General features: G+C 64.7%; 12 protein-coding genes. 10 read left to right on the top strand and 2 right to left on the bottom strand.

From position 1 onward, the window contains the following. Window positions 1–102 precede the first annotated feature (102 nt). The 6 genes from grpE to ACSFBM_RS04490 all read left to right on the top strand — a co-directional run bounded on the left by grpE (window position 103) and on the right by ACSFBM_RS04490 (window position 9,605). A complete protein-coding gene (gene grpE / locus ACSFBM_RS04515) occupies window positions 103–675 on the top strand; it encodes a nucleotide exchange factor GrpE (protein WP_435483318.1) in 573 nt (190 codons plus the stop codon). 119 nt (window positions 676–794) lie between these two features. Beyond that, complete coding sequence (gene dnaK / locus ACSFBM_RS04510) at window positions 795–2,732, top strand: molecular chaperone DnaK (RefSeq protein WP_435435536.1); 1,938 nt, start codon at window positions 795–797, stop codon at window positions 2,730–2,732. 108 nt (window positions 2,733–2,840) lie between these two features. Then, window positions 2,841–3,980 carry a molecular chaperone DnaJ gene (gene dnaJ / locus ACSFBM_RS04505; RefSeq protein ID WP_435435534.1) on the top strand — a complete coding sequence of 380 codons (1,140 nt, stop codon included), beginning with the start codon at window positions 2,841–2,843 and terminating at the stop codon, window positions 3,978–3,980. Window positions 3,981–4,769: 789 nt separating this feature from the next. Continuing rightward, the gene (locus ACSFBM_RS04500) at window positions 4,770–6,692 is read left to right on the top strand and encodes a PrkA family serine protein kinase (protein ID WP_435483317.1); all 1,923 of its coding nucleotides are present in this window, start codon (window positions 4,770–4,772) and stop codon (window positions 6,690–6,692) included. Between the two features lie 64 nt (window positions 6,693–6,756). After that, the gene (locus tag ACSFBM_RS04495) at window positions 6,757–8,049 is read left to right on the top strand and encodes a YeaH/YhbH family protein (RefSeq protein ID WP_435483316.1); all 1,293 of its coding nucleotides are present in this window, start codon (window positions 6,757–6,759) and stop codon (window positions 8,047–8,049) included. Further along, complete coding sequence (locus ACSFBM_RS04490; protein ID WP_435483315.1) at window positions 8,046–9,605, top strand: SpoVR family protein; 1,560 nt, start codon at window positions 8,046–8,048, stop codon at window positions 9,603–9,605. Before ACSFBM_RS04495 ends, ACSFBM_RS04490 begins: the two co-directional genes overlap by 4 nt. Window positions 9,606–9,612: 7 nt before the next feature. On the opposite strand, the gene aroQ is transcribed toward ACSFBM_RS04490, so the two are convergent. Together aroQ and ACSFBM_RS04480 are read right to left on the bottom strand one after the other, a co-directional pair. Then, entirely contained in the window at window positions 9,613–10,053 is a 441-nt protein-coding gene (aroQ, locus tag ACSFBM_RS04485) for a type II 3-dehydroquinate dehydratase (protein WP_435435530.1), read from the bottom strand. Between the two features lie 40 nt (window positions 10,054–10,093). Beyond that, window positions 10,094–11,065: a LysR family transcriptional regulator gene (locus ACSFBM_RS04480; protein ID WP_435483314.1), complete on the bottom strand. Its 972-nt coding sequence runs from the start codon at window positions 11,063–11,065 to the stop codon at window positions 10,094–10,096. A 109-nt stretch (window positions 11,066–11,174) separates the two neighbouring features. On the opposite strand from ACSFBM_RS04480, the gene ACSFBM_RS04475 reads away from it, so the two are divergent. The 4 genes from ACSFBM_RS04475 to ACSFBM_RS04460 are packed head-to-tail and all read left to right on the top strand — an operon-like array spanning window position 11,175 to window position 14,494. Beyond that, window positions 11,175–11,846: a Rieske 2Fe-2S domain-containing protein gene (locus ACSFBM_RS04475; protein WP_435483313.1), complete on the top strand. Its 672-nt coding sequence runs from the start codon at window positions 11,175–11,177 to the stop codon at window positions 11,844–11,846. 8 nt (window positions 11,847–11,854) lie between these two features. Next, complete coding sequence (locus ACSFBM_RS04470) at window positions 11,855–12,709, top strand: aromatic ring-hydroxylating dioxygenase subunit alpha (RefSeq protein WP_435483312.1); 855 nt, start codon at window positions 11,855–11,857, stop codon at window positions 12,707–12,709. Continuing rightward, window positions 12,706–13,347 (top strand): glutathione S-transferase family protein, encoded by a 642-nt coding sequence (locus ACSFBM_RS04465; protein WP_435483311.1) that lies wholly within the window; start codon window positions 12,706–12,708, stop codon window positions 13,345–13,347. The genes ACSFBM_RS04470 and ACSFBM_RS04465 overlap by 4 nt, the downstream gene beginning before the upstream one ends. A gap of 40 nt (window positions 13,348–13,387) precedes the next feature. Next, window positions 13,388–14,494 (top strand): S-(hydroxymethyl)glutathione dehydrogenase/class III alcohol dehydrogenase, encoded by a 1,107-nt coding sequence (locus ACSFBM_RS04460; protein ID WP_435435525.1) that lies wholly within the window; start codon window positions 13,388–13,390, stop codon window positions 14,492–14,494. Window positions 14,495–14,508 lie beyond the last annotated feature (14 nt).

The following is a 14,508-nucleotide window of genomic DNA, read 5'->3' as shown; positions in this document are numbered from 1 at the left end:
GAAACGGCCCTTTTCACTGCATTTTTTCGCTTGAAATGCCTTCGGCCAGCCCCAAGTGGCTGGCTACCGTTTGTTTTCCGGTTCGCGCCGGTTCTTTGAAAAATGTCTGACCCGCAACAATCCGCACAGAATTCGCAAATGCTGCAAGGCGAGCCCAGTCCCGAAGAACTGGAGGCAGCACACGCCGCCAACGAAGCCGACGCCCTCGCTGCCCTGGCGCAGGCTCAAGCTGAACTGGCTGCCCTCCAGGCCAAGAACACCGAGCTGGCCGACCAGTACCTGCGCGCGCAGGCCGACGTGCAGAACGCCCGCCGCCGCGCCGACGACGAGATCACCAAGGCTCGCAAGTTCGCTGTCGAAGCGTTCGCCGAGAGCCTGCTGCCGGTGACCGACAGCCTGGAAGCCGGCCTTGCCATCAAGGACGCCACGCCCGAGCAGATCCGCGAAGGCGCCGAAGCCACGCTGCGCCAGCTGAAGAGCGCGCTCGAACGCAACAAGGTGATCGAAGTGGCACCTGCCGCCGGCACCAGGTTCGACCCGCACCAGCACCAGGCCATCTCGGTGGTGCCCGCCGACCAGGAACCCAACACCGTGGTGAGCGTGCTGCAGAAGGGCTACACCATCAACGAGCGTGTGCTGCGCCCGGCGCTGGTGACGGTCAGCGCGCCGAAGTAAGCGGATCGCACCCGCACACAAGATTCCCACAGGAAATCCCCGCTTCATCCCCTTGAATCGCGCCGGGTTATCCACACGTTCATAACAACATATTTTTCAGGCTTTCAGGAGTAAAGAACATGGCAAAGATCATCGGCATCGACCTCGGCACCACCAACTCGTGCGTGTCGATCATGGAAGGCAACACCACGCGTGTCATCGAGAACTCGGAAGGTGCGCGCACCACGCCGTCGATCGTCGCGTACCAGGAAGACGGTGAAGTGCTGGTCGGTGCCTCGGCCAAGCGCCAGGCCGTCACCAACCCCAAGAACACGCTGTACGCGATCAAGCGCCTGATCGGGCGCAAGTTCGAGGAAAAGGAAGTGCAGAAGGACATCGACCTGATGCCCTACACCATCGCCAAGGCCGACAACGGCGACGCATGGGTCGAAGTGCGCGGCAAGAAGATGGCCCCGCAGCAAGTCAGCGCCGACATCCTGCGCAAGATGAAGAAGACCGCCGAAGACTACCTCGGCGAAACCATCACCGAAGCCGTGATCACGGTGCCGGCGTACTTCAACGACGCCCAGCGCCAAGCCACCAAGGACGCCGGCCGCATCGCGGGCCTGGACGTCAAGCGCATCATCAACGAGCCCACCGCTGCGGCCCTGGCCTTCGGCCTGGACAAGCAGGACAAGGCCGACCGCAAGATCGCCGTGTATGACCTGGGCGGCGGCACCTTCGACGTGTCGATCATCGAAATTGCCGACGTGGACGGCGAAAAGCAGTTCGAAGTGCTGTCGACCAACGGCGACACCTTCCTGGGCGGCGAAGACTTCGACCAGCGCATCATCGACTACATCATTGCCGAGTTCAAAAAGGAACAGGGCGTCGACCTGAGCAAGGACGTGCTCGCACTGCAGCGCCTGAAGGAAGCCGCTGAAAAAGCCAAGATCGAACTGTCGAACAGCGCGCAGACCGACATCAACCTGCCCTACATCACGGCCGATGCCTCGGGTCCGAAGCACCTGAACATCAAGCTCACCCGCGCCAAGCTGGAAAGCCTGGTGGACGAGCTGGTCGAGCGCACCATCGCGCCCTGCCGCCTGGCCATCAAGGACGCCGGCATCAGCGTGAGCGACATCAACGACGTGATCCTGGTCGGCGGCATGACCCGCATGCCCAAGGTGCAGGAAAAGGTGAAGGCCTTCTTCGGCAAGGAACCGCGCAAGGACGTGAACCCCGATGAAGCCGTGGCCGTCGGCGCCGCCATCCAGGGCCAAGTGCTCTCGGGCGACCGCAAGGACGTGCTGCTGCTCGACGTGACCCCGCTGTCGCTGGGCATCGAGACCATGGGTGGCGTGATGACCAAGATGATCACGAAGAACACCACGATCCCGACGAAGTTCGCACAGACCTTCTCGACCGCCGAAGACAACCAGCCGGCCGTGACCATCAAGGTGTTCCAGGGCGAACGCGAGATCGCCTCGGGCAACAAGGCGCTGGGCGAGTTCAACCTCGAAGGCATTCCGCCGGCATCGCGCGGCACGCCGCAGATCGAGGTGAGCTTCGACATCGACGCCAACGGCATCCTGCACGTCGGCGCCAAGGACAAGGGCACGGGCAAGGAAAACAAGATCACCATCAAGGCGAACTCGGGCCTGAGCGAAGACGAGATCCAGAAGATGGTCAAGGACGCCGAGCTCAACGCCGAAGACGACAAGAAGAAGCTCGAGATCGTGCAGGCCCGCAACCAGGGCGAGGCCATGGTGCACAGCGTGAAGAAGTCGCTGGGCGAACATGGTGCGAGCCTGGAAGCCGCCGAGAAGGAAGCGATCGAAGCCGCGATCAAGGACGTGGAAGAAGCCCTCAAGGGTGAAGACAAGGCCGCGATCGAGGAAAAGACCAACACGCTGATGACCGCCAGCCAGAAGCTCGGCGAGAAGATGTACGCGGAATCGCAGGCTGCGGCAGGCGCCTCGGCAGCGAGCGGCCCGGCTGGCGCGGAAGCTGCTGCGCATGCGCAGGCCGACGACAACGTGGTCGACGCCGAAGTCAAGGAAGTCAAGAAGGGCTGATCCACAGCCGCTTGACCAAGGCTGGATCACCCTGCGGGGTGCTCCAGCCTTTCTCGCTTCAAGTCACCCGAGTTCCAGCTGTCTCCCGAGCCCCCTGATCGACCTGCCATGGCCACCAAACGCGACTATTACGAAACCCTCGGCGTTCCCAAGAACGCCAGCGAGGAAGAAATCAAGAAGGCTTATCGCAAGCTTGCGATGAAGCACCACCCGGACCGCAACCACGGCGACACCAGCAAGGACGCCGAGGCCAAGTTCAAGGAGGTGAAGGAAGCGTACGAAATGCTGTCCGACGGACAGAAGCGCGCGGCCTACGACCAGTACGGCCATGCAGGGGTGGACCCCAACATGCGCGGCGGCCCCGGCGCGGAAGGCTTCGGCGGCTTCGCAGAGGCCTTCGGCGACATTTTCGGCGACGTGTTCGGCGGCGCCCGCGGCGGGCGTACCAGCAGCGGGCGCCAGGTGTTCCGCGGCAGCGACCTGAGCTACGCGATGGAAATTACGCTCGAGGAAGCCGCGGAAGGCAAGACCACAGAGATCCGCATTCCCACCTGGGACGAGTGCGACACCTGCCATGGCTCCGGCGCCAAGCCGGGCACCAAACCCATCACCTGCACGACCTGCCACGGCGCGGGCGCGGTGCAGATGCGCCAGGGCTTCTTCAGCGTGCAGCAGACCTGCCCCACCTGCCACGGCAGCGGCAAGATCATTCCCGAGCCCTGCACCGTGTGCCACGGCCAGGGCAAGATCAAGCGCAACAAGACGCTCGAAGTGAAGATCCGCGCGGGCATCGACGACGGCCAGCGCATGCGCGTCACGGGCAGCGGCGAGCCCGGCGTGAACGGCGGCCCACCGGGCGACCTGTACATCGAAATCCGGCTCAAGAAGCACGAGATCTTCGAGCGCGACGGCGACAACCTGCACTGCGTGGTGCCCGTGAGCATGACCACGGCGGCGCTGGGCGGCGAGATCAACGTGCCCACGCTCAAGGGCGCCGCGGCTATCGACATTCCCGAAGGCACGCAAAGCGGCAAGCAGTTCCGCCTGCGCGGCAAGGGCATCAAGGGCGTGAACTCGAGCTACCCGGGCGACCTGTACTGCCACGTGCGCGTCGAGACGCCGGTGAAGCTCACCGAGCACCAGCGCAAGGTGCTGAAAGAGCTCGACGAGTCGCTCAAGAAGGGCGGCGAGAAGCACAGCCCGACCGACAAGGGCTGGTTCGACAAGGCGAAGGAATTCTTCAGCTGAGCCAGTGGAGTCGGTGCCGGGGCGGGCGTGTCCACCCCCGAGCACCAAAGGCGTGCAAGGATAGGGCCGACTCCCTGTTTCTGACGCGTCGGGCGATGGCGCAGCGCGCCACGCCCCCTTTCTCTTCTGACATGTAACACCAGGGACCCCATTCCTGATGGTTGCATCGTCTTCCCGGAAGGGCCGCTCCGCGGCCCTTTTGCACGTCTGGTGCTTCAGTGCGGTGCATTCGCGTGCCTGGACAGTCCTCGTTGCACCGAGAGTGCACCTTTCGCACCGTCTCTGAGCACGTCAGGCTGCATCCGCGCTGCGTTCCCCCGCGTACAAGCCCCAAGCCGCTCCCGCAGAAGTGGCGCGAGGATTGCTTTTATATTTTTTTCGGATGTGCAATAAACCAAACGGCAGATCGCGCGTTATTGAAGAAGACACCCTTTTTATTGAGCATGCAGGCTCAATAGGCGGTGCTTTCCCGGAGAAACATAAAAATGGACGATAGCCATTCGTCATAGGCGTTTCACCCGGGGAGAATTACGAAAGCGAGCTTTTGAATTTAACTGAAATTTGAAAAATCGTTCTGCGTTTTTCGAGGAACTTTACTCAGCGACGTGGTTCTGATTTAACAAATGATTTGCCAGGTTCAATCTTTGCTTTATGCTGATTGTTAGCAGAATGTTGTAAGGGGAGTTTTCCGCGGCATGCAGTCAAGGGCAGGCACACCTCCAAAGTTGCGCATCGCCTCAGCTGCAGGCTTTCGGGCCAAAAGCCCACTGTCTTGATGGAGGCGTGACCATGGATGTGATCAGCAACTTTGCCGCCCGCTACGAGCGAACCCGCGAGGAAGTCATCTCGCTGCAGGAGTACCTGGACACCTGCAAGCGAGACCGCACGGCGTATGCCACGGCCTCGGAGCGCATGCTCAAGGCCATCGGCGAGCCCGAACTGGTGGATACCCGAAACGACCCGCGTCTTTCGCGCATCTTCGCCAACAAGGTCATCAAGATCTATCCGGCGTTCAAGGAGTTCTATGGCATGGAAGAAGCCATAGAACAGGTGGTGTCCTATTTCCGCCACGCCGCGCAGGGGCTGGAAGAAAAAAAGCAAATCCTTTACCTGCTCGGACCGGTCGGCGGCGGCAAGAGTTCGATCGCGGAGCGCCTGAAGCAGCTCATGGAACACGTGCCGTTCTACGCCATCCAGGGCTCGCCGGTCAATGAATCCCCGCTCGGCCTGTTCGACACGATCGAAGACGGCGAGATTCTTGAAAAGGAATACGGCATTCCCCGCCGCTACCTGAACCGAATTCTCTCGCCCTGGGCCGTCAAGCGGCTCGAGGAGTACGGCGGGGACATCCGCCAGTTCAAGGTCGTCAAGCGCTACCCGTCGGTGCTGCGGCAGATCGCGGTGGCCAAGACCGAGCCCGGGGACGAGAACAACCAGGACATTTCCTCGCTGGTCGGCAAGGTGGACATCCGCAAGCTGGAGACCTATGCGCAGGACGACCCGGACGCCTACGCCTACTCCGGCGGCCTGTGCCTGGCCAACCAGGGGCTGCTGGAGTTCGTGGAAATGTTCAAGGCGCCCATCAAGGTGCTGCACCCCCTGCTGACCGCCACCCAGGAAAGCAACTTCAAGGGAACCGAAGGCTTCGGCGCCATTCCGTTCGACGGCATCGTGCTGGCACACAGCAACGAGAGCGAGTGGAAGGCCTTCCGCAACAACAAGAACAACGAGGCTTTCCTCGACCGGATCTACATCGTCAAGGTGCCCTACTGCCTGCGCGCCTCGGAGGAAATCAAGATCTACGAGAAGCTGGTGCGCAACTCGTCGCTGGCGCAGGCGCCCTGCGCCCCGGGAACGCTGCGCATGATGGCCCAGCTCTCGGTGCTCACCCGCCTCAAGGAGCCGGAGAACTCCAGCACCTTCAGCAAGATGCAGGTCTACGACGGCGAGAGCCTGAAGGACACCGACCCCAAGGCAAAGTCGATCCAGGAGTACCGCGACTACGCGGGCGTGGACGAAGGCATGAGCGGTGTATCGACCCGCTTCGCCTTCAAGATCATCTCGAAGGTCTTCAACTTCGACAGCTCCGAAGTGGCCGCCAACCCGGTGCACCTGATGTACGTGCTCGAGCAGCAGATCGAGCGCGAGCAGTTCGCCCCCGAGGTCGAGCAGAAGTACATCAGCTACATCAAGGAACTGCTGGCACCGCGCTATGCCGAGTTCATCGGCAAGGAAATCCAGACCGCGTATCTGGAGAGCTACAGCGAGTACGGCCAGAACATCTTCGACCGCTACGTGACCTACGCCGACTACTGGATCCAGGACCAGGAGTTCCGCGACGTGGACACCGGCGAGGTGTTCGACCGGGCCTCGCTCAACGGCGAGCTCGAGAAGATCGAACGCCCCGCGGGCATCGGCAACCCCAAGGACTTCCGCAACGAGATCGTCAACTTCGTGCTGCGCGCGCGGGCCGGCAACAGCGGACGCAACCCGGCATGGACCAGCTACGAGAAGCTGCGCTCGGTGATCGAGAAGAAGATGTTCTCCAACACCGAAGAGTTGCTGCCGGTCATCAGCTTCAACACCAAGAGCAGCGCCGACGAGCAGAAGAAGCACGAGGACTTCGTGACGCGCATGGTCGAGAAGGGCTACACCGCCAAGCAGGTACGCCTGCTCTGCGAGTGGTACCTGCGGGTGCGCAAGAGTTCATAGCGCATAGCCACAGCGCCGCCCAGGCCGTTCTCCCCTCTTCTTTGCAAGGAGCTTTGACACCATCGTGGCCATCCTGCAGCAGATCATCGACCGCCGGCTATCGGGCAAGAACAAGTCCATTGGCAACCGCGAGCGCTTTCTCCGGCGCTACAAGGGGCAGATCCAGGAGGCGGTGCGGCGCGCGGTGAGCGGGCGCAACATCCGCGAGCTGGAGCAAGGCGAAGACGTGACCTTGCCGCGCCACGATGTGTCCGAACCCGTGTTCGGTCACGCCCGGGGCGGCGACCGCGAGTATGTGCACCCGGGCAACCAGGAGTACCTGAAGGGCGACCGCATCAAGCGCCCTGAAGGCGGGAGCGGTGGCGGCTCCGGCAGCGGCGAGGCCGGCGACAGCGGCGAAGGCGACGACGACTTCGTCTTCCGACTGACGCGCGAAGAGTTCATGCGCGTGTTCTTCGACGACCTGGCGCTGCCGCACCTCATTCGCACGCAGATCGCCGACGTGCCCGAGTGGAAGAGCCACCGCGCCGGCTTCACCAGCGACGGTTCGCCCAACAACCTGCACGTGGTGCGTTCGATGCGCGGGGCGCTGGCACGGCGCATTGCGCTGGGCGGCGAGCCGCGCAAGGAGCTCAAGCGCCTCGAAGCGCACCTGCTCCATCTGCAGCACCATCCGCAAGCGGCAACGGCCTTGATCCAGAAGGAGATCCGCGAGACCGAGGAGCGCATCGAGGAAATGCGCCGCACCATGCGGCGCGTGCCCTACATCGACCCGATCGACCTGCGCTACCGCAACCGCGTGAAGACGCCGGTGCCCAGCGCCAAGGCCGTGATGTTCTGCCTGATGGACGTGTCGGGCTCCATGGACGAGGCGCGCAAGGACATGGCCAAGCGCTTCTTCATGCTGCTGTACATGTTCCTCACGCGGCACTACGAGACCATCGACCTCGTGTTCCTGCGCCACCACACGCAGGCGCAGGAAGTGACGGAAGAAGAGTTCTTCCACGCCACCGAGACCGGCGGCACCGTGGTGTCGAGCGCGCTGGTGCTGATGGACGAGATCATCAAGGCGCGCTACCCCAGCGGCGAATGGAACGTGTACGGTGCGCAGGCCAGCGACGGCGACAACTGGCACCAGGACAGCGGGCGCTGCCGCGAGCTGCTGGTCAACGACATCCTGCCGGTGGTGCGCTACTACGCCTACGTGCAGGTGGCCGAGACCGAGCAGAACCTGTGGCAGGAGTACGCGCAGCTCGAAGGCGTGCAGCCCAACTTCGCGATGCGCAAGGTGTCCGACGCGCAGGACATCTACCCGGTTTTCCGCGACCTGTTCAAGAAGGAAGGGGTCACGTCATGAGCACCATCCTCACCCCCGACGCCCTCGACACCCCCGCCGGCCTGCCCCGGCTGGAGCGCCTGCCCAGCCCCTCGGACTGGACCTTCGAGCTCATCGAGACCTACCACACCGAGATCGCGAAGACCGCCCGGGGCTTCGGACTCGACGTGTACCCCAACCAGCTCGAGGTGATCACCGCCGAGCAGATGATGGACGCCTACGCCAGCGTGGGCATGCCCATGATCTACAGGCACTGGTCGTACGGCAAGCAGTTCATCGCCACCGAGAAGAACTACAAGCGTGGCCACATGGGGCTGGCCTACGAGATCGTCATCAACTCCGATCCGTGCATCGCCTACCTGATGGAGGAGAACACCATGGCCATGCAGGCCCTGGTGATCGCGCATGCGGCCTACGGCCACAACAGCTTCTTCAAGGGCAACTACCTGTTCCGGATGTGGACCGACGCGTCGTCCATCATCGACTACCTGGTCTACGCGCGGCACTACATCGCCGAATGCGAGGAGCGCCACGGCGTCGACGCGGTGGAAGAACTGCTCGACTCCTGCCATGCGCTGATGAACTACGGCGTCGACCGCTACCGCCGCCCGCAGAAGCGCTCGCTGGCGCAGGAAAGCGCCCAGCGCGCGGAGCGCGAGCGCCACATGCAGCAGCAGGTGAACGACCTGTGGCGCACGCTGCCGCGGCGCAGCGAGCAGGCGGCCGAGTCCGATTCGGCGCGCCGATTTCCGTCGGAGCCGCAGGAGAACCTGCTGTACTTCATCGAGAAGAACGCCGCGCTGCTCGAACCCTGGCAGCGCGAGGTGGTGCGCATCGTGCGCAAGATCGCGCAGTACTTCTATCCGCAGCGCCAGACCCAGGTCATGAACGAAGGCTGGGCCACCTTCTGGCACTACACGCTGCTCAACACCATGTACGACCGCGGGCAACTGGCCGACGGCTTCATGATGGAATGGCTCAGCTCGCACACCGGCGTGATCTACCAGCCGCCCGTGGGGCACCGCGCCTACAGCGGCATCAACCCCTATGCGCTGGGCTTTGCGATGTTCACCGAGCTGCGCCGCATCTGCGAGAAGCCCACCGAGGAAGACCGCCGCTGGTTCCCCGACTTCGCGGGCACCGACTGGGTCAAGACGCTCGACTACGCGATGCGCAACTTCAAGGACGAGAGCTTCATCGGCCAGTTCTTGAGCCCCAAGACCATGCGCGACTTCCGGCTGTTCTCCATTCGCGACTTCCAGAGCGAATCGGAGCTGCAGGTCTCCGCCATCCACGACGACAGCGGCTACCAGGCGCTGCGCGAATCGCTCTCGCGGCAGTACGACATCAGCAGCCGCGAGCCCGACATCCAGGTGTGGAACGTGGCCACGCGCGGCGACCGGTCACTCACGCTGCGCCACACGCAGCGCAACAACCTGCCGCTGCACGACGGTGCCGAAGAGGTGCTCAAGCACGTCGCGCGGCTCTGGGGCTTCGACGTGCACCTGGAGAGCATCGACAACGCCGGGCGCATCAGCCGCAGCTGGAAGGCGGCGGCACCCAAGCAGCAGTACTAGCCGGGAATCAGGGCACCAGCGCTGCGATGGCCAGCGTGTAGCCCTTCACGCCCAGGCCCACGATGATCCCGCGCGCCGCAGGCGAAATGTACGAGTGGTGGCGGAACTGTTCGCGCGCATGCACGTTCGAGATGTGCAGTTCGATCAGCGGGACGCTCGCGCCCTTGATGGCGTCGTGCAGCGCGATCGACGTGTGCGTGTAGGCGCCGGGGTTCATCACCACGCCCAGCATGGTGCCCGCGGCCACTTCGCGGCCGGCTTCCTGCACCCAGTCGATCAGCACGCCTTCGTGGTTCGACTGGCGGCATTCGATCTCCACGCCGAGTTTGGCGCCGGTGTCCTTGCACAGGCGCTCGACGTCGGCGAGCGTGTCGCGTCCGTACTGCTCGGGCTCGCGCGTACCGAGCAGGTTGAGGTTGGGGCCGTTGAGGACGAGGATTTTCTTCATGATGAACAGCAGGTTCGAAGGCCGGAGCCGGGGGCGCTAATTATGGTCTTGCGGCCGGCTTGCGGCGCCGCCCGGCCGACGAGCCGACGTAGTGGTTGAAAGAGTCGATGTCCACCACGCTGCGCGCCATCAGGTCGACGAAGGCGCGCAGCTTCTGCCCCATGTAGCGCTGGCGCTGGTAGGCGCAGTAGATGCGGCGCGGCTCGGGCTGCCACTGCGGCAGCACCGGCACGAGCACGCCCTGCGCGACCTCGGGTCCGGCGAAAAAGACCGGCAGCAGCGCAATGCCCAGCCCATCGATGCAGAAGGTCTTCATGACCCAGTGGTCGTTGGTTTCGAACGCGGGCTCCGCGCCGAAGGCGAAGCTGACCGCGCCCGACACCAGCAGCACCTGCATGCGGCCCGATGACGGCTCCTTCATCGCGATCGACTGGTGCCGCGCCAGTTCCTCGGGCGACGACGGCGTGCCGTGGCGCGCGAGGTACTGCGGGCTCGCATACAGCCCGTAGTTCAGCCGCCCCAGCAGCTTGGCCACGAGGTTCGGCGCATCGGGCGGCTCGGCGCACACGTAGCAGTCGACGTCGCCGACCTGCGGCGCATGGGAGCCGCTGGCCACGTCGAGCTGGCAGCGCACGTCCGGGTGCGACGCCAGGAACAGCTTGACCACATGGCAGACGAAGGAGGTGCTGAACTGCGTGTCGGACAGCAGCAAGAGGCGGCCCGACACGCCGGTCGTCAGCGCGTGGATCTCGGTGCTGGCGGCTTCGAGCCGGCCGGTCACTTCGTCGAGCAGTCCTTCCGAACGCACCAGGAAGGCACGACCGGCCTCGGTGAGCGCCATGCGGCGCGGGCTGCGCAGCAGCAGTTGCGCGCCCAGCAGCTCTTCCAGCCGCGTGAGCTGCCGGCTCAGCGTGGCCTTGGACGTGCCCGAGAGGCTTTCAGCCTTGGTGAGGCTGCCGCTCTTTGCGACCAGCACGAAGGCCTCGACCAGCGCGAGATCGATGCGGCTCATGCGAGCCAGCGTTTCAGGAATGAAAAGATGCGTCTCTTCATGTGGCTTTCATCGGTGGGGCGGAAGCGGTACGGTATCACCGGCGCTCCGCCCTGCGACCTCACGACGAATGAATACACCCCCTGCATCCACCTGGCACCCCGTAGCGCCCTCGGCCGACCTGCGCCCCGGCGCCAACATCGTGGCCGGCTTCGCCGAAGGCCAGGAACTCGCGCTCTGGCGCGCCGCCGACGGCAGCCCCCAGGCCTGGGAGAACCGATGCCCGCACCGCAGCGTGCGCTTCACGCTGGGCCAGGTGATCGAGAACCGCCTGGCCTGTGCGTACCACGGCTGGGAATACGCGGCGGGCAGCGGGCAGTGCACGCGCATTCCGGCGCACCCGGCCATGCAGGCGCCGCGCAATGTCTGCGCGAAGACCTTCGGTGCGGTAGAGGCGGCGGGGATGCTGTGGGTCCAGCTGTCGCCTGAGGCCTCGCTCGCACCGCCGTCACTGGCCGATGCCGTGCCAGCCGGCTGGCAGTTCTGCCGCACGCTCACATTGCGTTCGCCCGCCAGCACCGTGCGCGAAGCGCTGGCGCAACGCGGCTTTGCAGCCGATGCGGCAACAGGCGCCTGGCGCGGCCAGCTGGGCGGGGTGGACACCGTCGCCCTGGTCCTCGATGCGCAGCCCCGCCTCGCCTTCGTCCACCTCTGGAGCGACGCTGCCCCTGGCTCAGCCGCCCTGAAGACCCTGCACACCGCCGCCCGCAGCTTGCGCAGCGACTTCGAAGCCCTCGGCTGAAAGACACCATGCCCTTCGTCACCGACGACCCCAACATGCTCGACGACTGGCTCGTCATCGGACCCGCCGCGCCGGCGCCTCGCACCACCCGCCTGCTCGGCGACACCGTGCAACTGTGGATCGACGCCGACGGCACGCCCCACTGCCGCCTGGGAGACCAGCCGCTGACCGTGCAGTTGCGCTACGGCCATCTCTGGGTCTGCCCCAGCGGCCGTCCGGCACGCGCCCTGTTCGACTTCCCGGAATTCAGCGAAGCTGGCCGCCGCACCATCGACTGCGGCGGCATCGGCGTGGCGGTGTCCGGCCTGCGCGTGATCGAAAACTTCCTGGACATGGCGCACTTCCCCTTCGTGCACGCCGACTACCTCGGCAAGGTGCCGCACACCGAGGTGGCGAAGTACAACGTCGAGGTCGAACCCGCCACCGGCGAGATCTGGGCCACCGATTGCCGCTTCTGGCAGCCGCGCGCTTCGGCCGCGCACGACACGGGCAGCCAGGTGCGCTACAAGTACCGCGTGATGCAGCCCTTCTCGGCCATGCTCTACAAGTCGAGCTTTCGCGCGGGCGCACTCGACGCCATCGGCCTGTTCCTGCAGCCCGTGGACGACGAGCACGTGATCGCCCACACGGTGCTGGCCTGCTACGACGACGACTCCAGCGACGCCGCGCTCATCGCCTTCCAGCACACCATCTTCGGGCAGGACAAGCCGATCCTGGAGAACCACGCCTTCAAGCGCATGCCGCTCGAAGGCCGCGCCGAGACGCCCACGCGCGGCGACACCTCGTCCGTCACCTACAGGCGCTGGCTGCGCGAGCGCGGCATGCGCTTCGGCGTGCTGCAAGCGGCCGGGGCCGCGCCATGATCAAGCTCCACGACTACCCGCTGTCGGGCAACTGCTTCAAGGTGCGGCAGATGCTGGCGTGGCTGGGCCTTGCGCACGAGGTGGTGCCGGTCGATTTCTTCCCGGGCCGCGAACACACCCGCGCGGCGTTCCTGGCGAACGTCAATCCGCTGGGCCAGCTCCCGGTGCTGGATGACGACGGCTTCGTGTTGCGCGATGCGCAGGCCATCGTGGTCTATCTCGCGAGCCGCTACGACACGCAGGGCCGCTGGTACCCGGACGACGCGAAGCTGCGGGGCCAGATCGCCATGTGGCTCGCCACCGCGGACGAGATCACCCGCACCGCCTCCGCCGCCCGGCTGCACGACGCGTTCGGCTACCGGCACCTGGACATCGACGCCTGCCGCAGCGGCGCACGCGCGGTGTTCCGCGTGCTCGACGACCACCTCGCCGAGCAGACCGGCGCGGGCCTTCGCTGGCTGGCCGCGGCCCCCGAGCCGACCGTTGCCGACCTCGCCTGCTTTCCCTACGTGGCGCTGGCCGGCGAAGGCGGCATTTCGCTCGACGAATTTCCCGCACTGCGAAACTGGGTCTGGAATTTCCGCCACCTGAGCGGGTTCATCGGCATGTCGGGTATCTTCCCTGCTGGCCCCGTCTGAGAATCCTCATTCCTCCCGCTTTCTGAAGAACCCCCACACCATGAAAACCAAAGCTGCCGTCGCCTGGAAATCCGGAGAACCGCTCACCATCGAAACCGTGGACCTCGAAGGCCCCAAGTTCGGCGAAGTGCTGGTCGAGATCAAGGCCACCGGCATCTGCCACACCGACTACTACACGCTCTCGGGCGCCGACCCCGAAGGCATCTTCCCCGCGATCCTCGGCCACGAAGGCGCGGGCATCGTGGTCGATGTGGGCCCCGGCGTCACCACGCTGAAGAAGGGCGACCACGTCATTCCGCTGTACACGCCGGAATGCCGCCAGTGCAAGTTCTGCCTGAGCCGCAAGACCAACCTGTGCCAGCTGATCCGCGGCACGCAGGGCAAGGGCCTGATGCCCGACGCCACCAGCCGCTTCAGCCTCGACGGCAAGCCCATCTTCCATTACATGGGCACGAGCACCTTCAGCAACTACACGGTCGCGCCCGAGATCTCGCTCGCCAAGATCCGCGAAGACGCCCCCTTCGACAAGGTCTGCTACATCGGCTGCGGCGTGACGACCGGCATCGGCGCGGTGATCTTCACGGCCAAGGTGGAAGCGGGCGCCAACGTGGTGGTGTTCGGTCTCGGCGGCATCGGCCTGAACGTGATTCAAGGCGCCAAGATGGTGGGCGCGGACAAGATCATCGGCGTCGACCTGAACCCCGAGCGCGAGGCCATGGCCCGCAAGTTCGGCATGACGCACTTCATCAACCCGAAGACGACGGAAAACGTGGTCGACGCCATCGTGCAGCTGACCGACGGCGGCGCGGACTACAGCTTCGAATGCATCGGCAACACCAAGGTGATGCGCCAGGCGCTCGAATGCACGCACAAGGGCTGGGGCCGCAGCATCATCATCGGCGTGGCCGAGGCGGGCGCGGAGATCAGCACGCGCCCGTTCCAGCTGGTCACGGGCCGCAAGTGGGAAGGCTCGGCCTTCGGCGGCGCGCGCGGGCGCACCGACGTGCCGAAGATCGTCGACTGGTACATGGAAGGCAAGATCAACATCGACGACCTGATCACGCACACCATGCCGCTGGAAGACATCAACAAGGGCTTCGACCTGATGAAGCGCGGCGAGTCGATCCGCGGCGTGGTGCTTTACTGACCCCCAGGCCAGCG

It is taken from the genome of Variovorax pasteuri (assembly GCF_051216435.1).
Classification (GTDB): Bacteria; Pseudomonadota; Gammaproteobacteria; order Burkholderiales; family Burkholderiaceae_C; genus Variovorax.
Note: the sequence above shows the minus strand (reverse complement) of the source record. Positions and strands in the feature narration are given on the sequence as shown.